General features: G+C 58.8%; 27 protein-coding genes and 1 pseudogene. 14 read left to right on the top strand and 14 right to left on the bottom strand.

Annotation, left to right across the window (positions count from 1 at the left end):
* Together QRN25_RS11945 and QRN25_RS11940 are read right to left on the bottom strand one after the other, a co-directional pair.
* Positions 1–222: pseudogene (locus QRN25_RS11945) on the bottom strand (hypothetical protein); the annotation flags it as partial.
* 20 nt (positions 223–242) lie between these two features.
* Positions 243–605 (bottom strand): PAS domain-containing protein, encoded by a 363-nt coding sequence (locus QRN25_RS11940; protein WP_271182548.1) that lies wholly within the window; start codon positions 603–605, stop codon positions 243–245.
* A gap of 279 nt (positions 606–884) precedes the next feature.
* On the opposite strand from QRN25_RS11940, the gene QRN25_RS11935 reads away from it, so the two are divergent.
* The gene (locus QRN25_RS11935) at positions 885–1,157 is read left to right on the top strand and encodes a hypothetical protein (protein ID WP_285019669.1); all 273 of its coding nucleotides are present in this window, start codon (positions 885–887) and stop codon (positions 1,155–1,157) included.
* Positions 1,158–1,395: 238 nt separating this feature from the next.
* Here the strand turns inward: QRN25_RS11935 and QRN25_RS11930 are convergent, their stop codons facing one another.
* Entirely contained in the window at positions 1,396–2,163 is a 768-nt protein-coding gene (locus QRN25_RS11930; RefSeq protein WP_285019668.1) for a hypothetical protein, read from the bottom strand.
* Between the two features lie 757 nt (positions 2,164–2,920).
* Between QRN25_RS11930 and QRN25_RS11925 the strand changes: the two genes are divergently transcribed.
* The 5 genes from QRN25_RS11925 (at position 2,921) to QRN25_RS11905 (ending at position 7,720) form a co-directional block, all read left to right on the top strand.
* Positions 2,921–4,354, top strand: coding sequence for a DEAD/DEAH box helicase family protein (locus tag QRN25_RS11925; protein ID WP_285019667.1), 1,434 nt, complete (start codon positions 2,921–2,923; stop codon positions 4,352–4,354).
* Positions 4,354–4,710 carry a hypothetical protein gene (locus QRN25_RS11920; protein WP_285019666.1) on the top strand — a complete coding sequence of 119 codons (357 nt, stop codon included), beginning with the start codon at positions 4,354–4,356 and terminating at the stop codon, positions 4,708–4,710. Before QRN25_RS11925 ends, QRN25_RS11920 begins: the two co-directional genes overlap by 1 nt.
* A gap of 164 nt (positions 4,711–4,874) precedes the next feature.
* A complete protein-coding gene (locus QRN25_RS11915) occupies positions 4,875–5,420 on the top strand; it encodes a recombinase family protein (protein ID WP_285019665.1) in 546 nt (181 codons plus the stop codon).
* A 165-nt stretch (positions 5,421–5,585) separates the two neighbouring features.
* The gene (locus tag QRN25_RS11910; RefSeq protein WP_285019664.1) at positions 5,586–7,097 is read left to right on the top strand and encodes a reverse transcriptase domain-containing protein; all 1,512 of its coding nucleotides are present in this window, start codon (positions 5,586–5,588) and stop codon (positions 7,095–7,097) included.
* On the top strand, positions 7,094–7,720 hold the full coding sequence (locus tag QRN25_RS11905; protein ID WP_285019663.1) for an SLATT domain-containing protein: 627 nt from the start codon (positions 7,094–7,096) through the stop codon (positions 7,718–7,720). Before QRN25_RS11910 ends, QRN25_RS11905 begins: the two co-directional genes overlap by 4 nt.
* Here the strand turns inward: QRN25_RS11905 and QRN25_RS11900 are convergent.
* A complete protein-coding gene (locus tag QRN25_RS11900) occupies positions 7,717–8,604 on the bottom strand; it encodes a 3'-5' exonuclease (RefSeq protein WP_285019662.1) in 888 nt (295 codons plus the stop codon). The genes QRN25_RS11905 and QRN25_RS11900 overlap by 4 nt on opposite strands.
* A gap of 136 nt (positions 8,605–8,740) precedes the next feature.
* On the opposite strand from QRN25_RS11900, the gene QRN25_RS11895 reads away from it, so the two are divergent.
* The gene (locus tag QRN25_RS11895; protein WP_285019661.1) at positions 8,741–9,193 is read left to right on the top strand and encodes a hypothetical protein; all 453 of its coding nucleotides are present in this window, start codon (positions 8,741–8,743) and stop codon (positions 9,191–9,193) included.
* A gap of 226 nt (positions 9,194–9,419) precedes the next feature.
* Positions 9,420–10,541, top strand: coding sequence for a DNA cytosine methyltransferase (locus QRN25_RS11890; RefSeq protein WP_285019660.1), 1,122 nt, complete (start codon positions 9,420–9,422; stop codon positions 10,539–10,541).
* On the opposite strand, the gene QRN25_RS11885 is transcribed toward QRN25_RS11890, so the two are convergent.
* The 6 genes from QRN25_RS11885 to QRN25_RS11860 all read right to left on the bottom strand — a co-directional run bounded on the left by QRN25_RS11885 (position 10,538) and on the right by QRN25_RS11860 (position 15,867).
* Complete coding sequence (locus QRN25_RS11885) at positions 10,538–11,305, bottom strand: hypothetical protein (RefSeq protein ID WP_285019659.1); 768 nt, start codon at positions 11,303–11,305, stop codon at positions 10,538–10,540. The genes QRN25_RS11890 and QRN25_RS11885 overlap by 4 nt on opposite strands.
* Positions 11,306–11,762: 457 nt before the next feature.
* Positions 11,763–13,118, bottom strand: a complete 1,356-nt coding sequence (locus tag QRN25_RS11880; RefSeq protein WP_285019658.1) for a tyrosine-type recombinase/integrase — start codon at positions 13,116–13,118, stop codon at positions 11,763–11,765.
* A 226-nt stretch (positions 13,119–13,344) separates the two neighbouring features.
* A complete protein-coding gene (rpsI, locus tag QRN25_RS11875) occupies positions 13,345–13,863 on the bottom strand; it encodes a 30S ribosomal protein S9 (protein ID WP_008831261.1) in 519 nt (172 codons plus the stop codon).
* Entirely contained in the window at positions 13,863–14,342 is a 480-nt protein-coding gene (gene rplM, locus QRN25_RS11870; RefSeq protein WP_008831262.1) for a 50S ribosomal protein L13, read from the bottom strand. Before rplM ends, rpsI begins: the two co-directional genes overlap by 1 nt.
* A 134-nt stretch (positions 14,343–14,476) precedes the next feature.
* Positions 14,477–14,800, bottom strand: coding sequence for a divalent-cation tolerance protein CutA (gene cutA / locus QRN25_RS11865; protein WP_271182549.1), 324 nt, complete (start codon positions 14,798–14,800; stop codon positions 14,477–14,479).
* Entirely contained in the window at positions 14,797–15,867 is a 1,071-nt protein-coding gene (locus QRN25_RS11860; RefSeq protein ID WP_271182550.1) for a COX15/CtaA family protein, read from the bottom strand. Before QRN25_RS11860 ends, cutA begins: the two co-directional genes overlap by 4 nt.
* Positions 15,868–16,020: 153 nt before the next feature.
* On the opposite strand from QRN25_RS11860, the gene QRN25_RS11855 reads away from it, so the two are divergent.
* The 4 genes from QRN25_RS11855 (at position 16,021) to QRN25_RS11845 (ending at position 18,148) form a co-directional block, all read left to right on the top strand.
* Positions 16,021–16,392, top strand: coding sequence for a MerC domain-containing protein (locus QRN25_RS11855; RefSeq protein WP_008831264.1), 372 nt, complete (start codon positions 16,021–16,023; stop codon positions 16,390–16,392).
* Between the two features lie 17 nt (positions 16,393–16,409).
* Positions 16,410–16,622, top strand: a complete 213-nt coding sequence (gene thiS, locus QRN25_RS26360) for a sulfur carrier protein ThiS (RefSeq protein ID WP_008831265.1) — start codon at positions 16,410–16,412, stop codon at positions 16,620–16,622.
* 57 nt (positions 16,623–16,679) lie between these two features.
* Positions 16,680–17,462 carry a bifunctional sulfur carrier protein/thiazole synthase protein gene (locus QRN25_RS11850; protein WP_309298985.1) on the top strand — a complete coding sequence of 261 codons (783 nt, stop codon included), beginning with the start codon at positions 16,680–16,682 and terminating at the stop codon, positions 17,460–17,462.
* Positions 17,463–17,620: 158 nt separating this feature from the next.
* Complete coding sequence (locus QRN25_RS11845; RefSeq protein WP_008829389.1) at positions 17,621–18,148, top strand: hypothetical protein; 528 nt, start codon at positions 17,621–17,623, stop codon at positions 18,146–18,148.
* Here the strand turns inward: QRN25_RS11845 and QRN25_RS11840 are convergent.
* The 4 genes from QRN25_RS11840 to QRN25_RS11825 form a co-directional block, all read right to left on the bottom strand.
* Complete coding sequence (locus QRN25_RS11840) at positions 18,145–19,251, bottom strand: zinc-binding metallopeptidase family protein (protein WP_271182551.1); 1,107 nt, start codon at positions 19,249–19,251, stop codon at positions 18,145–18,147. The two genes, QRN25_RS11845 and QRN25_RS11840, sit on opposite strands and share 4 nt — an antisense overlap.
* Before the next feature lie 59 nt (positions 19,252–19,310).
* Positions 19,311–21,128: an AMP-dependent synthetase/ligase gene (locus QRN25_RS11835; protein ID WP_271182552.1), complete on the bottom strand. Its 1,818-nt coding sequence runs from the start codon at positions 21,126–21,128 to the stop codon at positions 19,311–19,313.
* Positions 21,129–21,201: 73 nt separating this feature from the next.
* Positions 21,202–22,935, bottom strand: a complete 1,734-nt coding sequence (gene ggt / locus QRN25_RS11830; protein WP_271182553.1) for a gamma-glutamyltransferase — start codon at positions 22,933–22,935, stop codon at positions 21,202–21,204.
* Positions 22,936–22,946: 11 nt separating this feature from the next.
* Positions 22,947–23,993 (bottom strand): quinone-dependent dihydroorotate dehydrogenase, encoded by a 1,047-nt coding sequence (locus QRN25_RS11825; protein ID WP_271182554.1) that lies wholly within the window; start codon positions 23,991–23,993, stop codon positions 22,947–22,949.
* 458 nt (positions 23,994–24,451) lie between these two features.
* Between QRN25_RS11825 and QRN25_RS11820 the strand changes: the two genes are divergently transcribed.
* Positions 24,452–24,892 (top strand): SUF system Fe-S cluster assembly regulator, encoded by a 441-nt coding sequence (locus tag QRN25_RS11820; RefSeq protein WP_008829384.1) that lies wholly within the window; start codon positions 24,452–24,454, stop codon positions 24,890–24,892.
* A gap of 1 nt (position 24,893) precedes the next feature.
* On the top strand, positions 24,894–26,387 hold the full coding sequence (gene sufB / locus QRN25_RS11815; protein WP_211150716.1) for a Fe-S cluster assembly protein SufB: 1,494 nt from the start codon (positions 24,894–24,896) through the stop codon (positions 26,385–26,387).
* Positions 26,388–26,410 lie beyond the last annotated feature (23 nt).

The following is a 26,410-nucleotide window of genomic DNA, read 5'->3' as shown; positions in this document are numbered from 1 at the left end:
GCTGACTGCGCTTTTGCGCGCCCTCATCGCCGCCTGGCTATCCCCAGTCCTGCCCGAAATGGGCGCTGCCTGAAAGCAGCGTACCAGTTCGATAAACCCCTCACGGCACATCGGACGCAATCTACCCGTCGCCGAAACGAACATCGCATTGTTCACGGCCGACACGCTCAGGGGGCCGAGGCCGGTCAGCGCCCGTGCCAGATCCCTGTCGTACGCCTGCAAGCGCTCGACCTCCACTCGGCTCACATCGAACTGCGAGCCCAGGATAGTGTCTCGCCCGATTCCGCCCGCAACCGTGTCAGGTAGAGCAGGTTCACGAAGGCCGAACCGTCTCGCCGGAAATTGATGATCGGCGCCCTGGCCGACATGGTGTCGTCGTTGTGCAGGAAGGCGCGGAACTTCGCATGGGCTTGCCCATCCCGCGTATCGCCCTGCAGGAAGCGGCAGTTGCGACCGATCACGTCGTCACCGGAATAGCCGGTCAGTTCGCTGAAACGCTCATTGACGAACAGAAGCGGATGATCCCCCTCGATAGATGCCAGAGCCAGCGCCATCGGCAGCGATGCCAGAAAGTCGCGTAGTTCCGAGGGAACCGTTGTTTCCATCTCAGGTCAACTCCAGCCGAGCAGGCTGAAATGCGTACCAGACCGATGCCGTAAAACGCAACGCCGAGTCGGGAAATTCAAAGTCTTGGCGCCTTGTCTGCGCTCGGCATCCCACATTGGGCATAACGAAAAAGGGCCGCGGTTTCCCGCGACCCCTTTTTGTAGCCGAAACTCTGAAAGCGATTAACGCTTCGCTAGTCCGAGCCTAAAATATTATAATGTAATATCAAATGGATAATAACAATTTGGATATGTACGTGTAAGAGACGTGTAAGAACATTGAAAATTATCGTGTATTTTCAATTCACTAGAGTGAGCAGACATAAATACGGTATGAGATTTTACGAGTTCGCCACAGCCAAACCCACGAAGCCGCGCAAGCCTAAAAAGCCCATGACGCCTGAGCAGTCGCTGATTGCGGCGAGAAAGCGCGATGTGGACTTAGCGAAACAAGCCATGCAGTCAGTGAAGGATCGCCAGAAGCAAAAGAAGGATGCGGAAAAGGCTCGCCGCATCTCCTACATTGGAAAATTGCAGCCGCGATCAAACTGATCATTTATTCGCCTTCAATCTGGAAGGCAGACTCCCATTCTACCCACATATATCCATCATGCGCGGTGTCGATGCTGTTCAGGCAGGCCGCTTTTGGATGGATTGCGCGATCATCGCTTCGCTGCAAATTTACTATGTAGATAATTCCTGATCGGCGTGGCGGCGAGACCGCATTTCACGAAGAGTGAGGACGCGAAAAGGGGATGGCGACATTGCTGCCTCCACCCCCTTGGCGCTTTTACGCAGCCTGAGATACCTCATTGGAGCTTCCTCCGCTTGCGATCGCATCGACTTCCGCGTCAGCTTTCGCACGCTTGTCAGCTTCAATCTTGCGCCCCTTGCGGAGTGCAAGCTGGTCGAACTGCTGGATTTTGATGTCATCGTAACCCAGCACGACAATCTCGTCGCCTTCAACCTCGAACCACAAGAAACCGTTCTGCTTACCCGCAGGCACGCAGTCAGGCCGCTTGATGCGAACAACGTCAGGATTGACGCGGCTCAGACCAATTCGCTTGAGGCGATCAATCTTTGCGTCGTCCTTCGTCCTGCCATTCGTCGCACGGTCCGCAGCTTCAATACCCTTGAGATGCGCGCCATGCTGAGGGTCGTTAAACGCCTCAACATATGCGGCGACACCGCTCGCAGGGATACCGTTGGTCTCGAAATACCTGAATGAACAGGCATACTTTTCAGCGCTGCGGTTCAGCACGAATTCCGTCCTTGCGGAGTTCCAACGGCCATACAACAGCTTCGTGACGGGCAACCAACGATTGCTCTTTTCAGTAGCCTTGGGGATGCCGCAATCCGTGAGGATTGCTTCATAGGCCGTCTGGTTCGTTGGGGCCAAGATGCGCTGGGCAATGCCATACGCCTCCTGAATTTGTTCCCAAGTCACCTTATGGCCTTGAGCCTCAAGGCTCCTGATCGTCTTCTCGTCGTCATCCACTCGCGTGGTGAACTGAGAAACGAGGTTCAATAAAGTATTCTTCACGTCTTCTGTGCTCATAAAATCTCCTATGTCTGAGCGTTGCAGCGCTGCCACTGGCGGATGCAGGTTTGACCCTGCGGTTGTGGCAACGCCTGTTCTCCATGCAGCCCATCGTCACGGCATTAAGCCAATGGACGGACACGCATTTGCAAACGCGCTGCTTGCTCTCGCGTTGGATTTTCCTGAGCATTCAAAGAGCTATCGCGACAGCCACCACTACAGTGACCGACGCGAACGATCAGATTAGGCAGCGACCGTTAACAAGGCGTTGCCCGTTACGGCGGCACTCAGATGGAAAGCGCTATCGCGCCGCCCCATTTTTTGCTGCTCCGCAGAAGCCACTGAGAGATTGAAGTCGCTGACAACTTATTATCATGGCATGAGGTTGGGCTTGCCCAACATCATGCTGTGCAAGTGGGAAGCTATCTTGCGCAAGCGCAGCGCAGCGGAAGATATTTTCCATTTGCGCGGTCTCGCCATTGCGTCTCGCCGTTGACGGCGGACTTGTGGGTTAGGCATCCCCCCTACTTTTTGTGGCTTTACTCAGCCGCTTTGCTCCGCATCGCGGTTCGCAAATCCATAAAAACGAGGCGAGAAGCGCAAAACGCCTTGCTGGCGCAGGCCTTTTGCACTCCCACTTCCCTCATTTTTAACCAATTCCTCAATTCCTGGCGTTACGCAAACCCATATCTAAGATAATTATCGTAACATTTCAGCAATTTATGCTGGTGCCGCCGTAACTGACGGAGGCGATCATTCAGGAACTGAATTTAAAATGACGGCCACGCCCATTCATTATGTAAACGCGGGTGCAGGATCAGGGAAAACGCATCAGCTTGTCGGCCACGCTGCCACTTTAGTGAAGACACAAAAGGCCAAGGTGCTGATTGCCCAGCCTACCAAAGTGCTGATTCTGCAGACCCTCGCGGAAATCCAATCCCGATTCCCTGACGTTACCGCTCAAGCCATCTACAATGCAGGCGATGGCAAACCCATAACGCCTGAGATCGTTGAGCATATGGGACAGGCAGACCCACACAACGGGCAAATCCTGCTCATCACGCACGAGGCATTGAAGCGTCTCCCCAATGCCTATCGTGTCCATTGGGATCTGTTTGTCGATGAAATTCCCGCCGTCTTCGAAAATGTTTCACTCAGAGTGGCCAAGACGCACAGCCATCTGACGGACTTGCTCGATCTGGAGGACATCACGGACAAGGTTGCAGCGGTGAAAATCCGTGAGGGGTCCAAATCCCAGATGGAAGCGCTGCGGGTCAACAAAACCGGCGATCAGCTTCTGGGCCTGTTTGGCGAGATTGCCACACACCTACTCGACGAGAATCGCACTGTGATGGTCGAGACGGCGGAATTCAATGCGCTGCTCAATGGCAAACGGCCAAAAGGTGAGCTGAATTTCTTCTCGCTGCTTCGCGCGGAGGTTGTTGCGGACTATCGCTCTGTGACCTTCATGGGCGCGAATGCGACGGAAACCGAACTTTTCATCCTGTGGGAAGCCCTCAGCGAGGCTCAGTTCGTGGAGCATCCGCAACTGTCCAAGGGATTGCGCTTCACGAAGCATGACAATGGCCACCGCCTTACCGTCAATTTCCTGTTCGAGCATGAATGGTCGATTTCGCGCTCACGACGAGTGGACCCGCAAACGGGCAAGACGCTGCTGGAGGCGGTCGGGCATTTTGTGCAGGACCATTTCGCGAAACGGCGGTTCCTCTGGGTTGCCAACAAGGCTGCGGAAATGCCGATGTTCGACCAGAACGACCGCCTGCCTGCGGTAAGCCACGGCCTGAACAAGCCCCATTTTCAGAACTGCAACGCCGTGGTCAGCCTGATCGCGCTTGTCCATAACCATGCCAGCGCCAAGTTTCTGGGCATGTTAGGATTGACTGACGCGCAGGTCCGCACAGTCATCTGTTACCAATCGGAATATCAGGCGATCATGCGATGTTCCCTGCGTGATCCCAAGGCCAGCGGGCCCGTGACGGTGATTGTTCCCAGCCAAGCAAGCGCTGCTTGGCTGGCCAGCAAGTTCGACGGCTGCATGATGACCAAGCTGGAAACGGGGCTGGATTGGGAGCTTGGTAAGGCTGGCCGTCCAAAGGCCAGTAAGTCGCCGAAAACCGCAAAAGAGCGGATGCGGGCCATGAGAGAGCGCAAAAAGTCTATAAACTCGGCTGAATTGGATATTTTGTAGTGAAAATAAATGTTGAACCTCAGAGCAATTTTCCAAATATAAATCATGATTTGGTCATCGATCTTGACGAAGACACATTGGGTGGAGATATTTTAATAGATTTTCAGAAAATAATTGCTGGATCATTCGATCCTGACAGTCCTGAATCTATTGACAATTTCGTCGATTATCCATTTGACGAATTCGGAAGAGGCTTTGTCGTAAATTGGATATACGATTGGGATTATCATCAGTATGTAAACGATTTTTCACAATTGACCCGTGAATATACGTTTTACATTAAGATTTTGTGCGGAAGCAAAGAGGAAAAGGAAGCGATTGAATCGGCCATTACTTTGATGAAGGAGGCGCTCTAATTCTCATTGCCCGAGGTGGCGCTTTCACTTCGAGTGAAGCCAAAATCAGGTAGTCCCTGTCGTGACAGTCGCATTCCGCGCTGCGCCTGTCACATTCAGGTCGAATTTCGCCAAAAATGACATCAGATGGTCAGGCTCCAGATTCAAAAGTGACAGGAGCACATATGATCGTCGGCTATGCGCGCGTCAGCACCACGGACCAGAGCCTTGAGGTCCAAATAGATGAACTTGCTGCCCACGGCTGCGACCGCATCTTTCAGGATCAGGCCAGTGGAACCAGCAGGGCGCGTGTCGGGCTGCTGGAGATGATACAGTTTGTCCGCGAGGGCGATACAATCGTGGTCAGTAGGCTGGACCGCTTCGCCCGTTCGCTGACGGACCTGTTCCAGCTACTGGACGAACTGGGCCGCAAGGGCGTCGCGTTTCAGTGCGTCCATCAATCCATCGACACCAGTAGTAGCACCGGCAAGCTGACGCTCGCGATCTTGGGTGCCGTCGCGGAATTTGAGAACGACATTCGCAGGGAGCGGCAGCGCGCTGGCATCGCGAAGGCGAAGGCCAACGGGATCTATGTGGGGCGTAAGGCTGGCATTGATCCAGCAAAGATCAAAGCGCTAGCTGCTGAAGGCATGACGGCAGGGGCGATTGCGAAGGAAATGGGCTGTCACCGACAGTCGGTTTACCGATTGCTCGGCAGTGGATCTTCTTGATCAGCCTTGACACTGATCGATTTAGCTGTTGATCAATAACTTATGTGCGAGAAGCACTAGCCAGCAGGTAGCGGCTTCACTTTGCGGGGTTGCGGCGGCGGTCGTGACTCACCATGCAACGGTTTCTGACTACTGCTGCCTGCTGGCGAATTCTTGGGGGAAAATATGGAGAGTTTGCTGCTCACCGCTATTGAGAGCGAGGCAAAAAAGCGGTTAGCAAAGTACTCACGTGACTGGTATTACACGCACAAATACCGGAAGACCTTTACAAAAAGAACAGGCAAAAAGGCGAAAGGCGGCGCTTCTGTCACTCCAAACTCATGGAGTCACCACCCGCATTTTGATCCGCGATACTGCATCAATCACGCCAAATTTTTAGCGAAGGGCATATGGGCCGCCTTGCAGGCGGGAACATACAAACCAATAGCTTCTCTGCGCGTAGAAATTCCGAAAGCCACAGGCGGTTTCCGCACTATAGATAGCTTTAGCGTGCCAGATGCAGCTGTAGCGAAAATTTTCTTGAACAACTTACGGCAGCGAAATGCGAAAATTTTTTCGGACAGCAGCTATGCTTATCAGGTAAATAAAACCCCCCTGGACGCGGTCATCAAGCTGAAGTCTGCAATTTCTTTAGATATTGCTTTCATTAGCCAGTACGATTTTTCATCGTATTTTGATTCAATTGACCACAAATATCTTGATAGTATTCTATTCGAAAAAGGTTCGTTTCTTACAACAGAAATGGAGCGCAGCCTTCTACGATCAGTTTTGACCCACGATTTTAAATCGGTAAGCGGGCAGCTTGGGAGCCGTGACTGCGGTACGGCTCAAGGCAATAGCCTATCCTTGTTTATCGCCAATGTGGCTGCACATCCACTTGATGATGAACTCGGCAGGCTAAATGGCACATTCGCACGCTTTGCGGACGACTCTGTTGTAGTCAACACATCATACGAAGATGCTTTACGCACTGCTGAAGCATTCCATCGCTTCGCTAGAAAAAGTGGTGTAAAAATCAACGCCTTGAAATCCAGCGGAATTAGGATGTTCTCTGACTCTCCAATGGAAATGGCTCATATCTCTGAGTTTGAATTTCTTGGATACAGATTTACTAAAGGCGGGTTGTTTGTAGGTGAGCGCGCTCAACGTAATATAAAGCGCCGCTGCTCAACAATCATATATAACAATTTGCTCCTCCATATGCGCCGAGCAAAATCATTGAATGAGAAAAGGATCGGCAAAAAGTTCAAGGATTGGGACCTTGTAACATGCATAAATGAGTTGCGATCTTACATTTATGGCGGATTATCCCAGTCATCGATTGACAGAACTTTAAGTAGCAAGGCAACGATTAAAAATATCTCGGGCGCTGTATCGTATTTTGCGTTAGTCGAAGATGGGAGCGTATTTAGGGAGCTGGACGGGTGGCTGGCAAACGTCCTTCAGCGCGCATACAAAGCGCGCATCGACATTGCTGCAAATCTGCCAAAGAAACGTGCCATTACGCCTCTAACATCTGAGCAGTTAATTGATGGCGGCTGGTATAAATTTTCTGGGATTTCGATGGAGACGAAGCTCCCCAGCTTTTTCTCCGCTTGGCGTGCTGCTAGAAAAAGCTGGTCACGCCATGGCTTGGGCGGCATCGATCCTCAAGGAATGGGATATGCGTATCCATGAGCTCTGAAATAGAGTATTATAAAAATCTAATCAATATAATGCAAAAAACGAGCGGAACTCGATTTAGCGCCGCGAACAATCTGACCGTTCGCGACAGATTTAGCGTTGCAACACTATCAATACTGTCGATATTTCTTATCGCAATATCCGTAATTTCGCTGGTGTCATCCGATGCCTTTGGAAGCGATGGTGCAAAATTCTTTGGTGCTTTATCCGTAATCGCGTCAGTTTGGATTCTAGTGATAACGCTATTTGACTATGCTTTAAGTCGTAGCGTCTTAGCTTTACGACTGCATCAAAATGCAATTCGGATAAACCAAAGAATGCGGGCGATGGAAAGGGAAGTTGCAAAACCAATGCCTGATATGGAGGCGCTAAGGAATTGGGCAACCGATTACGAAAATGACATTGCGGATACTGAGGTTAACCATAGTCCTAGCGACTATAAAATTTATCTCTTCAGCAAGCAAAAGCCAACAGGATGGATTACTAAAATTTGGTATCCTGTTAGAAATTTTACATTCTCAGCATTAGTTTTCTGTATATCTGTTCCTTCAAATATCTTGGTATTATTGGTAGTGATTGGTGCCACCGCGTGGTACGTCTTTGCCCATCAAGTTTAGGTTTGGTACCGCTCAAACGCGGTAATTCGATCAACGCTAACTGTCGCTTTTTTAACCCCCAAGGTGTCAGTTAGCCAATTCACTAGATCACGGGCGTCCACTTCAGAAAAGTCGCCCGTCCATCTGCCAGCCTTGCCTTCTTGCCCCGGTTTCCAACGGAAGCCACGCTCTCTCAATGACATTCTCAATTCAAATGGCGCAGAGAATGCTATCCGCCATTTCACTTCACGAGCAGATGCCAACAGGTGCTCAAATGGCGTGTGCGGAGCATTAGTAGAGGTTTTAGTTGAAAGCACTTTTGCTAACGCTCGGCAATCATCGAGCGCCCTGTGCGCATCGAAAAACCAGCCTGAACTATTGACCAAATACGCGAGCTTCGTGCCTTCATATCCGAGAGTTTTCCAATCAACTTCAGTGGCAGAGCATGCCCACGGCTTATTGGCAAATATCTTAGATATTTTCTCGCAAAATGGCCGATCAAAAGAAGCATTATGAGCGACAATTAAGTCAGCAGATCGAATGAAATTTTCTATCGCATCGATATCGAACGACTTCCCTTTAATCATCGTATCATTAATGCCGGTAAGGCGCACAATTTCCTCACGCAGCGGGGAACGAGATTCCTGAAGCTGCGAAATGAAATTCAATGGCGTTAGCAATTGGCCGTCCGCTCTGTAGGAAAATGCAATTCCAGCGAACTCGATTACGTCGTCTCTATTAGAATCCAACCCTGTCGTTTCAGTATCAATGATTGCTACAACGCGCTCTTCGGGAAATGCACTGCGGCGTTCATAATCCAGATCAGGGAGGCGCCGCAAAACGCGATACTGGCCGCTGCGCTCCAGCGCATCTGCATATTCTTCAAATGGTAGCGATGGGTCCATTGGCTTCTTCACTTGCTATAATGATTGGGTAGCAGCGTTTCCGCGTTGTAAAAAGCACGGTTGGACATTTTGGTCGACCTTCCGAATGACGATGCCATCGACTGACCTTGACCATCACGGCCAAGGAGTAATGAAAATGTCGATCCTGAAGACCCTCAAGCTGACCGCTGCCACCCGCAATGCGCTCCTGACGCCGGAGCAGGTGTTACGCGGCAAACTGATCGGTTTCCTCAACGAACAGAAGGCGCTCGCGGAAGCAGAAATCAGCGGCACGGCGTTCAGCGCTACCAAGCGCGTGACCCGCATCAACGAAGAGGGCGAGAAGGTTCGCATAGATGCCCCACGTCATGTCCGCAAAGGCTGGTTCACGGATGCCCAGGGCAAAATGTTCTTCCAGATTCGCTACGGCAGCAAGCCGCTGGAACTGGCCAAGGGCATGAATGCCGTGGAGGTAGAAAACCTCTCTGAACTTCCCAGCCTGATCGCGTCGATCATCGAAGCCATTAATGCTGGCGAACTCGACGTGCAGGCCAAAGCTGCTATCGCAGACCGCAAGGTCCAGCGGAAGACCAAACAGCCTGCCGCTTGACATAGCGGCATAACGAGGGTTCGTCCTCGTTTTGATCGCCATAATTGCCCCTAATGCAGTAGAGCGTTGCGCTTATAGCGCGCCCGCACCTGCCGCGCCTATCTGATGATGTGCATAATCGGCTGAAGCGGAACATCATGTGAACGGTTCGGCTTGATGCCTGCTGCTCACGCGGGCATAAACTCAAGCTCGCAGCTTTTGCCTGTGAAATTCGGAGACCTATGGAATGACTCGCGTTTTGTCCGTCGTTGACCTCTTTTCTGGTTCGGGCGGAATGTCGACCGGATTTCACCGTGATGGACGCTTCGAGGTTGTGGGGGCAGTCGATATCGAAAGAGGCAAACCCAGTTCTGGAGATGGCAGCACGAACTGCAATGAGACCTACAAAGCAAACATTGGGATAGCCCCGATGGCTGAAGATTTGAGTGCGGTTGACCCCCTCAAGCTTCTAAGCGCTTTCGACCTAAAGATAGGCGATCTCGGAGTTCTGATCTCCTGCGCCCCTTGCACTGGATTCAGTCAGAAGAATGCGAACAACCTAGTCAATGACGATCCGAGAAATCGACTAGTTCAACGGAGCGCTGAATTCGTCCGGCATTTTATGCCGGAGTATTTTGTGATGGAGAACGTAAAGGAGCTAATAAAAGGAAAGCATCAGCACCACTTCCGGTCTCTAGTGAGATCCCTCACAGATTTGGGCTACAAGATTAAAGCCGAGGTTCATGACTTAACTGATTTTGGCCTTCCTCAGAGGCGAATTCGCGCCATGCTGGTTGCCAAACGCGAGGGCCATGCACCTTTCCCTGAACCATCGCGGTCGGGTGTTAGAACAGTGCGCGACGCGATCAGCCACTTGCCGCCCCTTCGTGCAGGCGAAACCCACCCTGAGGACGACATGCACGCCTGCCCTTCAATGACGGAGGTTCCATTGAAGCGCTTGATGAGCATCCCGCAGGACGGAGGTAGCTGGACCGATATTCCAGATTCTTTGGCTCACCTCCGCATTCCAAGCATGAACAAAAAGAAGCCGGGCTCATTTCCCGACATCTACGGGCGGCTCTGGTGGGATCGCCCTGCACCGACCATCACGCGAGAATGCAGCTCGCCAGGAAACGGTCGCTACTGTCACCCCGAACAGGATCGACTCTTGAGTGTTCGCGAGATGTCTTTGCTGCAAGGCTTCCCGGCCGATTACGTGTTCAAAGGGTCCCTCGCTTCGCGCTATCGCCACATTGGCGACGCGGTCCCCCCCCTTGTAAGCGAGCAAATTGCCAGCGTGATCGGAGACGACGCCAACGGGCAGTTTCAAGCACAAACGGTCATGAGGGATTTGCTTGAGGCGATCTAAGGCAACTCGACCTTCCACTCCGCGTGCAACATGCAACTGCCCACGTTGATACCTAGGAACCGCATCTTCTCGACACTGCCATCGAGGGACAAGCTAGCAACCTTAGATCCATTCTGTAGAAGCGGTATAGTTAGCGTTTGAGTTCCTTTAAGTAGACAAGTCGCGAAATCTCTATCACCAATGATATTGGCAATCTGAAATATCGATTTAGGAATTTCGATCATTTTGTACGTTACAAATTTACCGACCACTCCGTTGCAGAACATTATTATCTTTTCGTAATCCTGAAGATGCGAGTTTAGCGCGGCCTTCATAAGCCGGTTGATTTCTGACGCATCTTTGCGCTGCAATGGTTCGCGCAACCATCGGCACTCTGCAAATTTCGATACGTCCATAGATGTTAGCGGCTTGGCTTTTCGGCTGCACGTCTTGAGCGAGATGCGGAGGCCATCAACGACAAGATCGGCGCCTCGGCGCGTGGGATCATCAGTCGGGGGCACATTTTTGCCTTCCAGCGTGAACGCTGCTTCGAGGGCGTGCTCGAAATTCTCTTTCTTCAGCGGATTCGAGGACGTCGCATGGTGGGCAATCAAACGCCCCGATAGATGCTCGAACTCGCTCGTACTGATGAAATCTGTGCGGTATTGGGTTGCGTCAACGGATTTGGTGAAACCGTTGACCAAGTGCTCAACAATCTCGACGTGGCGTGCAGTTAGAGTGGGATAGGCGCGCAGCAGGGCAGAAACCCAATCAGTATCAGCCATGTCGCAACTTGCCCGCCCTTTACGGCAAACCGTACCAGCAGGCTTACCTCTTGGCGGATAAGTATCTCATTTTTCAACCTAGACAACCGCGAACATCGTTGGCGCACAACGTCAAGCGAGATTGCCATGCTTAGCCGCGTAGTCTCACTATTAGTGAAGCGAGCAGATCGCCGACACCTATACGGCGGCCATTGCTATCATAGGTGGCATTTAGCTCGGGATTGAACCATCCCGCTGGCGATCCATCGGCAATGTACCCCCTGATCTGCCGCCCCACCTGTTGCCGCCACCCCAAAAATTGCCCCGAACCATCCTGCAAATTCTGCCGCATTCTTGCCTTCCAAACTTGAGGCCGTCGATCAAGCGTCGGCATTCTCGCGCGTCGATCTGAGACGGCGGCGAATCCCACTACTAGTGAGAATGCCCTTTCAGAGCTTCTGAGCGCTGACGCTCCATTTCAAGCTGTTGCGCTGCTGGGGCCGGGCAAATCGCCATCGTCGGGCTGGAGAGCGCGTCTGAGTGCGGGATGCTCCTCGCCCCACGGGTCGTTTTCCAAATCAGCAAGCCCTGCGGATTTCACGAGAGCGTCAAAATCGAAATCCTCCCCGCCATTCTGCTTCGCAAAGCGTAGAGCAGCAAGGATCGTTGCAGGATCCCATTCGCCCTCTGGGTATCCAGTTAGCTCTTTGACTCGGTGCTCTGGCAGCACGTGGTCATAGTGCTTGTGGATTTGCGTCACGGAGGTTCCGCAGTTGCGGGCAATGTCGGCGTGCTGCTTCCCGTTTGTAAGTCGATCGGTGATGTAGGTATGCCGCAGGCTATAGATGGTACGGTTGTGTCCATCTGGCCCTTTCAGCAAGCCCGCCTCAGTCAACAGATTGCGGAAAGTGTGATGCGGATCCCAGCCCGGCTTGAATAGGAAAAGCTTCTCCTCTTCCGTGCTGCCGTCATTCTTTCGGAGATTCTCCAATTCCTGCAAATATGCCTTGAGGCCGGGCTGGCTGAACACAATTCGCGTACCCGTCTTCGTTTCGTTCATCACGGTGATCTTGGCGAGGCCGTCGCGGGTCCATTTCACGTCAGCCCATTTGCAGAGGGCGGCTTCGCGCGGCCTCATGCCCGTGAGATAGTAGAACCACACAAGGCATCGGACGATCTGACGCTGGTGATTGTGCAGCTTGTGCTGTCCGCTGTGCTGCCAATCATCCATGTGCTGCGCCAGTTTGAACCACTCGTCGGCATCAAATCCGAAACGCTTGGCGCGGTTAGGATCGGTCTTGAGCAATTGGACTTTGATCCGCGGCATTACGGGGCAGAGTGACCAGCGCACGGCCTGATCCAGTGCCTGGCGGATCAATCCAATCTCCATCATCAGCGTCTTTTGAGCTGGGCGCTTCATTCCCTTTTCGCGACGCCAACCGACGTAATTTTCGACCTTCTGCACGGTGATCTTGTCCACGGCGCAGTTACCGAAATACGGCTTAATATAACGGGTACCAGTTCCGTTGTGCAGCCTTTGACGGTGAATGCTGAGGTTCTTCTCAACCCAAGGAATCCAGCGCTTGTCCCAGAATTCGTCAAATCTGATGGAATTCAGCGGCATGTCAGCATCTGCACGGGGCTTTAGCTTGCTGTAGAGTTCCAAGGCGGCACGTTCCGCTCCTGCCTGATCCAATATCTTCAGGCTGCGGCGTGTCCGTTTCCCGCCGCCAAGCTCCAAACGAGCCTGCCACGTCCCGTCACTATTGTCGCCGCGCTTGTAGAGGACGATTGCGCCGCCCATCAATTTTACGGTGTCTTGCTGATGCCCCATGCTTGCCACCCTATGCGTGTAAAGGTGACTAAGTCGTAAGCTCGCGGGACCGATGTTGCGATCAAAACATGAACAAACGTGTAATTGCGCGTGTTATCTGCGTGTGTCAGGCTAACCCGTGGCAGCGCATTTCTGCGGCGAGCGTGTAAGCTGCGTGTAACGAAAAAGGGGGCCATTTCTGACCCCCTTTTCCTTAATTTCCAGCTGGTTAAACCCAGCTTCCAACTTAGCGCTTCGAGAACTGGAAGCTGCGGCGTGCCTTGGCGCGGCCGTACTTCTTACGCTCGACCACGCGGCTGTCGCGGGTGAGGAAGCCGGCTGCCTTGACGGCCGAGCGCAGGGCCGGCTCGTACTTGGCGAGAGCCTGGGCGATGCCGTGCTTCACAGCGCCGGCCTGGCCCGACAGACCGCCACCCTTGACGGTGGCGATGACGTCGTACTGCTCTTCGCGGCCAGCGACCTGGAAGGTCTGGTTGATCACGAGGCGCAGGGTCGGACGTGCGAAGTAGACTTCCTGGTCACGGCCGTTGACGATGATCTTGCCCGAGCCGGGCTTGATCCACACGCGGGCAACGGCGTCCTTGCGGCGGCCGGTGGCGTAAGCGCGGCCCTGCGCGTCGATCTGCTGCTCGCGCAGCGGAGCGTTCGAGACGGGAGCGGCTGCCACGGTCTCGTCACCGACGGTGACGTTGCCGGCGATGTCCGCGAGGTCGGACAGGCTCTGCACGGTTTCGTTGTCGGACATTATGCGCCCACCTTGTTCTTGCGGTTCATCGAAGCGACGTCGAGCGCTTCGGGCTGGGTGCCACCGTGCGGGTGCTCGGTGCCGGCGTAGACGTGCAGGGCGCGCATCTGGTCACGGCCGAGCGGACCACGGGGAATCATGCGCTCGACAGCCTTTTCAAGCACGCGCTCGGGGAAGCGACCGGCGAGGACCTTGTCCGCGGTGACTTCCTTGATGCCGCCGGCATAACCGGTGTGCTTGTAGTAGGTCTGCTGCTTGAGCTTGTTGCCCGTGAAGCGCACCTTCTCCGCGTTGATGATGACGACGTGGTCGCCGCAATCAACGTGAGGGGTGAAGCTGGGCTTGTGCTTGCCGCGCAGCAGGTCGGCGATGATCACGGCCAGACGGCCTACAACCAGATTCTCGGCATCGATCAGATGCCACTTCTTCTCCACCTCGGCCGGCTTGATCGACCGGGTGACCTTCGTGAGCGCCTTCATGGCTGGTCATTCCCTATAATTCGAGCGCCAGCCACGGGAGCGAATCCCCTGATAGCGCGGAAGGCGGCCAAATCGTCGAAATGGCTGCGTAAGTCAAGCAATGCGCGGGATTGCAGAGAGGTAAAATAATACCTTCAAGCAGGCAGCGGCAATCCGCCCAGCCCTGCCAGCGTTCCCGGCGCTCCGGCATCGCAGCGCCAGCCGAGCACGGCGGGCGCTTCGTAAGGGTGCCGTTGCGCCACCCGGGCGACGGCAGCATCCAGCAGTTCCGCCCGGGTCTTGAACAGCACCCCGACCTCGCGCGACGTCCCGCGTTCGCCGTTCCAGACGAAGACGCTGACAATACCGGGCACGATGTTCGCGCAGGCCGCCAGCGATTCGTGGAGCATGGCGTCGATCACCTCCAGCGCCGCGTCCTCGTCGGGGAACGGGCACCAGACGAGCGCACCGCCTGTCATCCCCGGCGACCGAGGGCATGCGCGCCCCACACCGTCGCGGCGACCAGCAGTGCACCGCAAAGCTGGTGCGCCACGGCGATCCACAAGGTCACGCCGGACCACACCGTGAAGATGCCCAGCAGCACCTGCGTCCCGAACGCACAGTGCACCGCGACCGAGACTAGCCGCTCGTGCTTCGCCTTGAGCCTGCGGCCCATGACGACGAGCACCACGACGATGGCCCAGGCCCACCAGCGGTGAATGAAGTGCGTGAGGTAGGGATCGTTGACCAGCGAGGAGAAGAACCCGCGCGCCCAATCGACGCCTTCGGGGAAGAAGCTGCCCTGCATCAGCGGCCAGGCGTCCCAACTCCACCAGCCGGCGCCGGCGATGTAACCGGCACGCAGGCCCGCCACCATCGCGCCCATGAACAGTTGCAGCGCCAGCATGCCCAGCGCCAGGGCGCCGAAGCGGGTCAGCCGCGCGCGCTGCTCTCCCCGCTCCATCGCCTTGAGGTCCAGCGCGGTCCAGACGAGCCCGCCCAGCGTGAAAAGCGCCACCAGCAAGTGCGCGGCGAGGCGAAAGTGACTCACCCGGTCGAGCGCCTCGGCGCTGAGGCCGGAGGAGACCATCCACCAGCCGACGACGCCCTGCAGGCCGCCCAGCGCCAACAGCGCCAGCAGGCGCGGCTTGTAGCCGCCGGGAATCGTGCGCTTGTACCAGAACCACGCCAGCGGAACCGCGAAGACGAGGCCGATCGTGCGCGCCAGAAGACGGTGGAACCATTCCCAGAAGTAGATGAACTTGTACTGCGCCAGCGTCATGCCTGCCGGGCCATTGACGTCGAGATACTGCGGGATCTGCTTGTAGCGAGCGAACTCGGCCTGCCACTGAGCGTCGGTGAGCGGCGGGATGGCGCCGGTCAGCGGCTTCCATTGCGTGATGGAAAGGCCCGACTCGGTGAGCCGGGTGATCCCGCCGACCGCGACGATCAGCACCACCAGCACCGCAACACTCAGGAGCCAGCGCACCATCGGGGCGATATCATCACTTGTCCCGATGATCGGGCGACCGTCGTTCACTCTCATGCGTCTGCTTCTTCCGTCATGCGGGCGATTCCTGCGATTTTGCGGGCATTTGCGCAAGAGGGCGTTCGACGGCACGTGTTTTCGACGAGTCCTGCGTGAAAATTTTGCGTCCGGCCCTTGCGAAATGATACAACGTTACATAGATGGCTGCCCATGCGTACTGCCCTTCTTGCGATTCGTAACCGCCTCGACCGTGCCGGAATCATCCTGAGCGGGCTGTGTGCGGTGCATTGCATCCTGGGCGTCGTGCTTGTCGGCGTGCTGGGACTGGGCGGCGAAGCGCTTCTTTCGCCCAGTATCCACCGCATCGGACTGGCGATGGCTCTGGTCGTGGGCATCATTTCGCTCGGCTTCGGCGTGCTGCGCCACGGGCGGGTCGCGCCGCTGGCGATCGGTGCTTCGGGCCTGACGTTGATGGGCATCGCCCTCCTCGTCGATCACGGGATCGAGGAGACCGTGCTGACGATCGCAGGCGTCAGCCTCGTCGCCTTCGCGCACATTCGGAACTTGCACGGCGCCTGTTGAGCGCTATTCGGCAAGCCATGGCTGCCGAAATCCTGCTTACCGTGAATGGCGAACCGCGCCGCATTGCCGCCGGTTCCAGCATTGCCGACCTCGTCGCGCAGATCGGCCTCGACCCGAAGAAGGTCGCGGTCGAGCACAATGCCGAGATCGCGCCGCGCTCGACGCTTGCCGACGTGACCTTGTCCGAAGGCGATGTGCTGGAGATCGTCCACTTCGTCGGCGGCGGCTGATCGGGCCGCCCTGCCCCCGCTTTTCCTGATTCACGCTTCCCCGAAAGGACGCGCTTCGTGACCGATTTCCCCGCCGATACCTGGACTGTTGCCGGTCGTACTTTCACCTCGCGCCTGATCGTGGGCACGGGCAAGTACAAGGACTTCGCGCAGAACGCCGCCGCCGTGGAAGCCTCGGGCGCGGAAATCGTCACCGTCGCGGTGCGCCGTGTCAACGTGTCGGACCCCAAGGCGCCGATGCTGACCGACTTCATCGACCCGAAGAAGATTACCTACCTTCCCAACACCGCCGGCTGCTTTACGGCCGAAGACGCCATCCGCACTCTGCGCCTGGCGCGCGAGGCCGGCGGCTGGGATCTGGTGAAACTCGAAGTGCTGGGCGAGGCCCGCACGCTTTACCCCGACATGCGCGAAACGCTGAAGGCCACCGAAATCCTCGCGAACGAAGGCTTCCTGCCGATGGTCTACTGCGTCGACGATCCGATCGCCGCCAAGCAGTTGGAAGAAGCGGGCGCCGTCGCGGTGATGCCGCTAGGCGCGCCGATCGGCTCGGGCCTCGGAATCCAGAACAAGGTGACCGTGCGCCTCATCGTCGAGGGCGCCAAGGTGCCGGTGCTGGTCGACGCGGGCGTCGGCACCGCTTCGGAAGCCGCCGTGGCGATGGAACTGGGCTGCGATGGCGTGCTGATGAACACCGCGATCGCCGAGGCGAAGGAGCCTGTCCGCATGGCCCGCGCCATGAAGCTGGCAGTCGAGGCCGGTCGCCACGCCTACCTCGCCGGTCGCATGGGCCAGCGCCGCTACGCCGATCCGTCGAGCCCCCTCGCCGGCCTCATCTGAGTGCCTCCGTACCGAAACGGGACGGGCTTCCCACCTTTCCCGTTTCCGACGGCAAACTGCGCATACAAACCTTTGCATCGTAAACCGTCCAGAAAGGATGATCGTGGTTAAATCCGACTCGTGACGGGGATCTTCCCGACACATCAGGGACAATCACGATGGCCCACACAGGTACGGCTAGTCTGACGATCAACGAGCTGCGCGAATTCGCCAGCTTCTCCCCCAGCGAGCAGCGCTATATCCGGCGCAGCCTCGATATCGGCCTCGGCCGCCAGGATGCCTTCAAGCTCTGGGCGCGCGACGAGGACGAACTGGCCTCGATCCGAAAGCAGTACGTCGCCTATCAGGACCTCAAGGCCCTGCGCGCGATGCGGCCGGACGACTACAGCTTCGACGACGTCGACGCCTTCATGGGCAAGCTGGTGCGGATGGCCGCATTCGACCTCGCGCAGGAACGCCTGACGAGCTTCTCCGCCTTCCGCTTCCTCTACGAGCGCCTGCTAGGCGGCTGGGCACGGCCGTGGCTCCCGGGGGCCTTCTGCGGAGCCGCAGCACTGCCGCAGATCCGCCCTGACCGCCGCCGCACCCTGCTCCACTCGATCAGCGAAGCCGCCGCCACCGCGCCCGGCTGGTCCGACCGCGAGCCGAGCTTCTATCCCGAGTTCATCGAGAAGGAAGCCGCTTAAGCCGGTACCGGCTCGACGACAGAGCCCCCTGCCCGTGCCTTCGCCGCCAGGTTGTGGACGTAGTCCAGCTTGGCGACGATCGCGTCGGACAGATGGAAGGGGTAAAGATCCGGCTGCCCCATCGAGCGGTTGATCGCGTTCATCGCAAAGGAGAGCGGCCCCATCGCTTCGGTCAGCGCACGGGTGTCAGCCGTGTAGGGATTGAAATCCAGCTCCACTTCCAGCCCGACCTCGTCGCCCGGCAGCGGAGCCAGCGACAGGTCGAAACCGCCCGCCGTCGCCAGAACATCGACGATGTGCAGGTAATGCGCGAAGGTCTCTGCAAAATCCTCCCACGGATGGGAGGTCGCGTAGAAGCTGACGAAAGCGTCGGTCCACACTTTCGACCCATCATCATTGTAGTGCGCCTGCAGCGCCTGTTGATAGTCGATCCGCTCATCACCGAATATCGTGCGGAAAGCCTCCAGTTCGGCCGGATCGGTCTCGACCAGCCGCGACCAGTAGTGGTGGCCCACTTCATGCCGAAAATGGCCGAGCAGGGTGCGATAGGGCTCGCCCATCGCATGGCGCATCCGCTCACGCTCGGCATCGTCGGCCTCGATCAGGTTGAGCGTGATGACGCCGCCGTCGTGACCGGTGAAGATTCGCGGACTGCCCGCCTGCTCCGCCGCCGCATCGTAGAGGAAATCGAAGGCGAGGCCCTGTGTTCCTGGACCTTCCTCGGCCTTGGTTTCCAGCGGGAGGCCCAGCCTCATCAGCGTGTGGAACAGCCGCCGCTTGGCCGCCTCGATCCTGCCCCAGCGCGGCGGCACCGAGGGTTCGGACAAGTCCGGGATCGTGCGGTTGTGGCGGCAGGCGCGGCACATCGGCGTGGTGTCGTCGCTCGCCACCAGCCAGTTGCAGATCTGGTAGTCGTTGTTGTTGGCGCAGACGACGACATCCGCCACCTCGCCTTGCGCATCGCGCCAGACAGTCGCGCCGTCGGCCAGGAAGCGGAAGCCGTCGATTTCGGGATCGTAGCCAAGGGTGGCCTGGCAGCCGGGGCAAACCCGGACTTCGAAATGATTCAGGCGGCGGCAGTTCGGGCAGGGGAAGGCACGCATGGCGCACTCGCTGTAATTGACGTTTGCCCCGTCAACGCAGGAAGCGCGCCACCGTTTCCTTACGCGCGATAAAGCGCGTCCAACCGAGTGCCGTACCGTTCCTTGAGCTTGTGCCGGCGGATCTTGAGACTCGGGGTCATCTCCTCGTTCTCGATCGAGAACGGCTCGTCGGCGAAGGCGTATTGACGCACCTTCTCGATCACCGAGAGGTCGGCGTTGACCCGGTCGATCGCATTGCGCAGCGCGGTGCGGAATGCCGGAAGCCCCTGCAGCTTGCGGAAATCGAAAGTCTCGCCGTTATCCCGTGCCCACTGCAGCGCCCAGTCGGCGTCGGGGACGATCAGGCCGACGATGTAGGGCTTGCGGTCACCGTAGACCATCGCTTGCGCGATCTCCGGCTGGAGCGTCAGCATCGATTCGACCTTCTGCGGAGAGACGTTGTCGCCCTTGTCGTTGACGATCATGTCCTTCTTGCGGTCGGTGATGGCAATGCGCCCGCGATCGTCGATATGGCCGATGTCGCCGGTATGGAGCCAGCCGTCCTTGAGCACGTTCGCCGTCGCCGCCTCGTTCTGCCAGTAACCCGACATCACGAGTTCCCCGCGCACGAGAATCTCGCCGTCCGCGGCGATCCTGACCTCGACCCCGCGCATCGGCGGGCCGACGGTGTCGAACTTCACGCCTGCCGACGGGCGGTTGCAACTGATGATCGGCCCCGACTCGGTCTGGCCGTAGCCCTGCAACAGCGTCAGCCCCATCGCGTCGAAGAAGACGCCGATCTCCGGGTTGAGCGGCGCCCCGCCCGAGACCAGCGCCTTCATTCGCCCGCCGAAGCGGGCGCGGATCTTGGGCCGGAGGGTCCGCTCGATCACCAGATCGAGCGGATAGTCGAGCAGCCCGCGCTTGCCGTTCAGACGGCGCATGCCCCCGCCGATCGCCCAGTCCATGAGGCGGTTGGCGACGGCGCCCTGCTTCTCGATCTGCTTCATGATGCGGGTGCGCAGCACCTCGAACAGGCGCGGCACCACGACCATCACGGTCGGGCGCACTTCCTCGATATTGGCGGCGAGCTTGTCGAGGCCTTCCGAATAATAGATCTGCCCGCCCAGCCCGATCGGCAGCCACTGGCCGCCGGTGTGCTCGTAAGCGTGGCTGAGCGGCAGGAACGAAAGGAAAATCTCGCGCTTGTCCGGCCCCCGATCCCAGCCGAAGTCCTGCTCGATGATTTGCGCGGCGCCCGCCACGTTGGACAGCAGCATGCCGTGATGCTGGCGCACCCCGCGCGGCGCGCCGCCGGTGCCGCTGGTGTAGATGATGCAGGCAAGGTCGGTACGGCCGATGTCCGCGATCCGCCGATCGACCTCGGCGCGCGCCGAGGTGGCATCACCTTCGAGCAGTTCGTCCCAGATATGCGTTTCATAGGCCCCGCCCTGCATCGGCACGAGCGGCTCCATGCCGATGACCTGCCGGCACATGTCGGTCTGCACCACGGCCGGCAGCAGCGCCTTGCCCAGCTTCGCGGTCGAGACGATCGCCGCTCGGGCGCCGGAATTCTCCAGAATGTGGATGTGATCGCGCGTCGTGTTGGTGGTGTAAGTCGGCACCGTCACGCAGCCCGCCGCCATGATCGCAAGGTCGGCAAGGCACCACTCGGGCCGGTTTTCCGAGACGATCAGCACGCGCTCGCCATCCTGCAGGCCCATGCGGCGCAGCGATGCGGCGATCAGGCATACCCGGCGCGCCGCATCGGCCCAACTGATCGAGCGCCACTGGCCATCACGCTTGGCCCAAAGCATCGGCGCCTCGCCCAGCGCGTCGGCGCGGGCGAGGAAAAGCGACACGACGTTGGCGCTGCTATCGAAATCGGCAATGTCCATGGCGGCCCCCGGTGTATCCTCAAATCTTCTATCGTAGGCGAACGTCTAGGTGGGCTGGCGGGTTGCCACAAGCTTACTGCGAAACGGCGACACCTTCGGTGCGCGGATCGCCCGATCCCATCAGCTTGCCGTCCACCACCAGCACCCCGTTGGTCTTGAGCGGCATCTCCATCGCCCGGACCGATGTATGGCCGAGCGCCTGCAGCGCCGGTATCATCGCCTCCAGCGGCGAGCCCTTCTCGACGTTGATCGTATCGGTCGGCGCGAAAAGCACGGGCAACGCCAGTGCCTTGTCCACCGGCAGCTTCCAGTCGAGCACGCCGACCAGCGCGCGGATGACCTGTACCGGGATCGTCGCCCCGCCTGCGGCGCCGACGACGAAAAGCAGCTTGCCGTCTGGGCCATAGACGATGGTGGGCGCCATCGAACTGCGCGGACGCTTGCCGCCCTCGACCCGGTTGGCGACGACCGCGCCGTCCTTTTCGGGCGCGAAGCTGAAATCGGTCAGTTCGTTGTTCAGGTAGAACCCGCCAACCATGATGCCCGAACCGAAAGCGCTTTCGATCGTCGAAGTCCACGAGACGACGTCGCCCTGCCTGTCGACGACGACGAAGTGCGAGGTGCCGTGTTCGGCATAATGCTTGCCGAGAGCCAGCTTCGGCGCCGGCAACCCGGCGCTCACGGTCGGCATCGTCCGATCGGCGGAGATCAGCGCCCCGCGCCGCTTGAGGTAAGCCGGATCGATCAGCGCCGCGACCGGCACCTTCACGAAATCGGGATCGGCAAGGAACAGGTCGCGATCGGCATAAGCCAGCCGCTCGGATTCGGCGATGAGGTGCCAGGCGACCGGCGAGTCCGGCCCGAGCTTGCCGAGGTCGAAGCCCTCCAACTGGATCAGTGTCGCCAGCACCGTGGTCGCGCCCGAAGACGGCGGCCCCATGCTGCAGATCTTGTAGACCCGGTACTTCGCGCAGGTGCTCGGCCGCTCCTTCGCCGCGAAAGCGGCGATGTCCGCCTCGGTCATCCTGCCGTCCGCAGGGGTTTCGGCCGCGACCTTGGCGGCGATCTCCCGCGCGAGGTCCCCTTTGTAGAACCCTTCCGGCCCCTTGGCTGCGAGCATTTCCAGCGTGCTCGCCAGCGCCGGGTTGCGGATCGTCGTGCCGACGGGAAGCGGCTTGCCATCCGCGCCGTAGTAGATGCCTCGCGCCTGCGCATCATGGGCGCCGGTGTCGGGCTGCCGCGAGAGCGACTGGAACCCACGCGGCGAGAGCATGAAGCCCTCGCGCGCAAGGTCGATCGCGGGCTGGAACAGCTCCGCCCACGGCAAGCGCCCGTGCTCGGCGTGAATCTTGGCGGCAAGCGCGAGGTTACCCGGCACGCCGACGCTGCGTCCGCCAATGACAGCGGTGCGGAACGGCAGCGGCTGGCCCGAGGCATCGAGGAAGCGCGCGGGCGTCGCAGTCTTCGGCGCAGTCTCGCGCCCGTCCCACGATTCGACCTCGCCTTTCTCGTTGCCGAGCATCAGGAAGCCGCCGCCGCCGATGCCCGAGCTTTGCGGCTCGACCACGGTTAGCGCCAGCATCGTCGCGATCGCCGCGTCGGTGGCGCTGCCGCCGCGGCGGAGAATCGAGGCCCCCGCCTCCGCCGCACGAGGATCGGCAGCGCTGACCATACCGGCGTCGAAAACGGCAGGTCCGGTTACGGCAGGGCTGCTCGCAGTGGGTTGCGAAGGGATGGTCGCCGTCGTCGCGGCACAACCAGAGAGGGCGAGCGAGGCAGTCAGCCCCAGGATCAGCTTTCCGGACATTGCAGAAAGGCTTATTCGGTTCCAACCGCCTCTGCAATCGATGCGAAGCCATCGCGGCGCATCAGTTCGAGCAAGCCCTTGTTGATGGCCTTGGCGATGCCCGGCCCTTCGTAGACCATGGCGCTGTAAAGCTGGACGAGGCTCGCCCCCGCCCGGATGCGCGCCCAGGCGTCCGCCGCATTGGCGATTCCGCCCACGCCGACCAGCGGCACCGCGCCGCCGGTCGCCTTGCGGAAATCGCGCAGGCGCTGCTGCGCCAGATCACGCAGCGGCGCGCCGGAGAGGCCGCCGGTTTCTCCCTTGTGCTGCGAGGCCAGCGGTGGCCGCGAGATCGTGGTGTTGGACACGATCAGCGCGCCCAACTGCTTGTCGATGGCGATTCGCGCGATGGCGTCGACGTCGGCAGGCAAGAGATCGGGTGCAACCTTGAGGAAGACCGGAGGCCGGTGGCCTGCGCCGCAAGCCTCGTCGCGCGAGTCGATCACCGCCTCGAGCAGCCCGGTCAACGCCGATTCGTCCTGCAGAGCGCGCAGACCCGGCGTGTTCGGACTGGAGATATTGACCGCAAGATAGCCCGCCAGCGGCGCCATCAGCCGCGCCATGATCGCATAATCGTTGACGCGGTCGGTCGAATCCTTGTTCGCGCCGATGTTGATGCCGACGACGCCCGGACGCTGCACACGCGCCTCCAGCCGGTAGACCGCGTCCTGCGCGCCGCCATTGTTGAAGCCCATCCGGTTGATGACCGCGCGGTCCTCGACCAGCCGGAACAGGCGCGGCTGCGGGTTGCCGGCCTGCGGTAGCGGGGTGATCGAACCGACTTCCGCAAACCCGAAGCCCAGGCCGAGCAGCGCGTCCGGCACTTCACCATCCTTGTCGAACCCGGCAGCCATGCCGACCGGACCGGGGAAGGCGATCCCCGCCACGGTGCTGGCCAAAGCCGAATCGGTGCGCGGCGCGCTGCCGGGGCCGGATAGCTTCAGGGCCTTGAGCGCAAGACCATGGGCCTTCTCGGCCTCGATTCGGAAAAGGGCGGGTCGGATGAGAGAATAGAGCACGAGCGCCGCATAACGCCCCCGGCAGTGTTGCTCAAACGCTTCTTCTGCTGCGGTGCGAGATGAAAAAGCCCGTTAGAGGCCATCCCGAGCCATCCGGACCTGCGAACGTGTCGCGTTTATACAATAAATCGCCCCATCCGGAGCATACACGAGTCCTGCGACCCGAAGGGCTCGTAGCGGGATGCGCTCGAGTTCTTTATAACTTAAGGCGGTTTCCGATTTCGATCGGGAACCGCCTTTTTTCGCGCTTCTTGACGGCAAGCTCCCACAGATCGACCGTTAAGCAAGCCTTTTTCCATGGCTTGCGTATCTTTTGCGACGAGCTATGGCGCGGCAGCGATCAACCGTGCGAACCGCTCGCAGGTGCGAAACGGCCATTGAAACCCGCCGCGCGCTGCACTAGGTGCAAATCGGAAAGAATTGATCCGATTTAAACACAGGAACCGGAAAGCCCGTTCATGCGCCTGTCGAGTATGACAGACTATGCCGTCGTCATAATGTCCGCTGCGGCGCGGCATTGCGGCACCTGCTCGCTCATCGAGCAGGCGGGCGGCAAGCGTGCGCGCATTTCGGCCGCCCAGCTGGCGGAAGAAACCGGCCTGCCTGCTCCTACCGTCCAGAAGCTGGTGAGTAAGCTCTCCGCAGCCGGACTGATGCGTTCGTCGCGCGGTGTCGGTGGGGGTCTGCGACTCGCACGGCCTCCCGCCACGATCTCGCTGGCGGACATCGTCGAGGCGGTGGAAGGGCCGATCGCCCTCACCGCCTGCATCGATCGCGCGAAAAGCGATTGCACGCTGGAATCCTGTTGCAACGTAAAAGGCCACTGGCCGCAGGTTAATGCGGCCGTGCGCGGGGCGCTCGCCCAGGTGGCGCTGACCCAGCTCGTCGAGGAAGTTTGAGATGACCGAAGAAACCCTCCCCATCGCGCCAGAACGCGATCAGGCCGCGCGCGAGGCTGCTGCCCGCGTCGCCGAGTACGAGCACGGCTGGTCCTCGGACATCGAGCAGGAATACGGCCCCAAGGGCCTGTCCGAAGACACCATCCGCTTCATCTCGGCCAAGAAGGACGAGCCGGAGTGGATGCTCGACTGGCGCCTGAAGGCTTACGCAAAGTGGCTGGAGATGACCCCGCCGGACTGGGCGAAGCTCGATATTCCGCCGATCGACTATCAGGAATCCTACTATTGGGCTGCGCCCAAGAAGAAGGATGCGCTCGCCAGCCTCGACGAAGTCGATCCCGAGATCCTGCGCGTCTACGAGAAGCTGGGCATTCCGCTGGAGGAGCAGAAAGTGCTCGCCGGCGTCGAGGGTGCGCGCAAGGTCGCGGTGGACGCGGTGTTCGATTCGGTCTCGGTCGCCACCACTTTCCGCAAGGAGCTGGAACAGGCGGGCGTAATCTTCCGCTCGATCTCCGAGGCGATCCGCGAATTCCCCGAACTGGTGAAGAAGTGGCTGGGCCGCGTGGTGCCCGTCCATGACAACTACTTCGCTACGCTGAACTGCGCGGTCTTCTCGGACGGCACCTTCGTCTACATCCCCGAGGGCGTGCGCTGCCCGATGGAGCTGAGCACCTATTTCCGCATCAACGCGGAGAACACCGGCCAGTTCGAGCGCACCCTGATCGTCGCCGAAAAGGGCAGCTACGTCTCGTACCTCGAAGGCTGCACCGCCCCGATGCGCGACGAGAACCAGCTTCACGCCGCCGTCGTTGAACTGGTCGCGATGGAAGATGCGGAGATCAAGTACTCCACCGTCCAGAACTGGTATCCGGGCGATGCCAACGGCAAGGGCGGCATCTACAACTTCGTCACCAAGCGCGGGCTTTGCCAGGGCGCGCGTTCGAAGATCAGCTGGACCCAGGTGGAAACCGGCTCTGCGGTGACGTGGAAGTATCCCAGCTGTGTCCTCAACGGCGAGGATTCGGTGGGCGAGTTCTACTCGGTCGCCGTCACAAACAACTACCAGCAGGCCGATACCGGCACCAAGATGATCCACAACGGCAAGGGCAGCCGCTCGACGATCATCTCCAAGGGCATCTCGGCAGGCAAGAGCAACAACACTTATCGCGGCCTCGTGCGCGTGGGCGCCAATGCCGATGGCGTGCGCAACTTCACCCAGTGCGATTCGCTGCTGCTCGGCAAGGAGTGCGGCGCGCATACGGTGCCCTACATCGAAGTGCGCAACCCCAGCGCCCAGATCGAGCACGAGGCGACCACCAGCAAGATCAGCGACGACCAGCTGTTCTACGCCATGCAGCGCGGCCTCGACACCGAGCAGGCGGTGGCGCTGATCGTCAACGGCTTCGCCAAGGAAGTGCTGCAGCAGCTACCGATGGAATTCGCGGTGGAAGCGCAGAAGCTGCTGGGCATCAGCCTTGAGGGGAGCGTGGGCTGACCCCCTCCCCCGACATGAATAAC

The organism is Novosphingobium sp. fls2-241-R2A-195, from assembly GCF_030209485.1.
Taxonomy (GTDB): domain Bacteria; phylum Pseudomonadota; class Alphaproteobacteria; order Sphingomonadales; family Sphingomonadaceae; genus Novosphingobium; species Novosphingobium resinovorum.
The sequence above is the reverse complement of the archived record's forward strand: the minus strand, read 5'-3'. Positions and strand labels throughout refer to the sequence as shown.

Coding starts and splice junctions, on each gene's coding strand:
- QRN25_RS11940 (WP_271182548.1), bottom strand. CDS start 605: ATGGAAACAACGGTTCCCTCGGAACTACGCGACTTTCTGGCATCGCTG.
- QRN25_RS11930 (WP_285019668.1), bottom strand. CDS start 2,163: ATGAGCACAGAAGACGTGAAGAATACTTTATTGAACCTCGTTTCTCAG.
- QRN25_RS11925 (WP_285019667.1), top strand. CDS start 2,921: ATGACGGCCACGCCCATTCATTATGTAAACGCGGGTGCAGGATCAGGG.
- QRN25_RS11915 (WP_285019665.1), top strand. CDS start 4,875: ATGATCGTCGGCTATGCGCGCGTCAGCACCACGGACCAGAGCCTTGAG.
- QRN25_RS11910 (WP_285019664.1), top strand. CDS start 5,586: ATGGAGAGTTTGCTGCTCACCGCTATTGAGAGCGAGGCAAAAAAGCGG.
- QRN25_RS11905 (WP_285019663.1), top strand. CDS start 7,094: ATGAGCTCTGAAATAGAGTATTATAAAAATCTAATCAATATAATGCAA.
- QRN25_RS11900 (WP_285019662.1), bottom strand. CDS start 8,604: ATGGACCCATCGCTACCATTTGAAGAATATGCAGATGCGCTGGAGCGC.
- QRN25_RS11895 (WP_285019661.1), top strand. CDS start 8,741: ATGTCGATCCTGAAGACCCTCAAGCTGACCGCTGCCACCCGCAATGCG.
- QRN25_RS11890 (WP_285019660.1), top strand. CDS start 9,420: ATGACTCGCGTTTTGTCCGTCGTTGACCTCTTTTCTGGTTCGGGCGGA.
- QRN25_RS11885 (WP_285019659.1), bottom strand. CDS start 11,305: ATGGCTGATACTGATTGGGTTTCTGCCCTGCTGCGCGCCTATCCCACT.
- QRN25_RS11880 (WP_285019658.1), bottom strand. CDS start 13,118: ATGGGGCATCAGCAAGACACCGTAAAATTGATGGGCGGCGCAATCGTC.
- rpsI (WP_008831261.1), bottom strand. CDS start 13,863: ATGTCCGACAACGAAACCGTGCAGAGCCTGTCCGACCTCGCGGACATC.
- rplM (WP_008831262.1), bottom strand. CDS start 14,342: ATGAAGGCGCTCACGAAGGTCACCCGGTCGATCAAGCCGGCCGAGGTG.
- cutA (WP_271182549.1), bottom strand. CDS start 14,800: ATGACAGGCGGTGCGCTCGTCTGGTGCCCGTTCCCCGACGAGGACGCG.
- QRN25_RS11860 (WP_271182550.1), bottom strand. CDS start 15,867: ATGAGAGTGAACGACGGTCGCCCGATCATCGGGACAAGTGATGATATC.
- QRN25_RS11855 (WP_008831264.1), top strand. CDS start 16,021: ATGCGTACTGCCCTTCTTGCGATTCGTAACCGCCTCGACCGTGCCGGA.
- thiS (WP_008831265.1), top strand. CDS start 16,410: ATGGCTGCCGAAATCCTGCTTACCGTGAATGGCGAACCGCGCCGCATT.
- QRN25_RS11845 (WP_008829389.1), top strand. CDS start 17,621: ATGGCCCACACAGGTACGGCTAGTCTGACGATCAACGAGCTGCGCGAA.
- QRN25_RS11840 (WP_271182551.1), bottom strand. CDS start 19,251: ATGCGTGCCTTCCCCTGCCCGAACTGCCGCCGCCTGAATCATTTCGAA.
- QRN25_RS11835 (WP_271182552.1), bottom strand. CDS start 21,128: ATGGACATTGCCGATTTCGATAGCAGCGCCAACGTCGTGTCGCTTTTC.
- ggt (WP_271182553.1), bottom strand. CDS start 22,935: ATGTCCGGAAAGCTGATCCTGGGGCTGACTGCCTCGCTCGCCCTCTCT.
- QRN25_RS11820 (WP_008829384.1), top strand. CDS start 24,452: ATGCGCCTGTCGAGTATGACAGACTATGCCGTCGTCATAATGTCCGCT.
- sufB (WP_211150716.1), top strand. CDS start 24,894: ATGACCGAAGAAACCCTCCCCATCGCGCCAGAACGCGATCAGGCCGCG.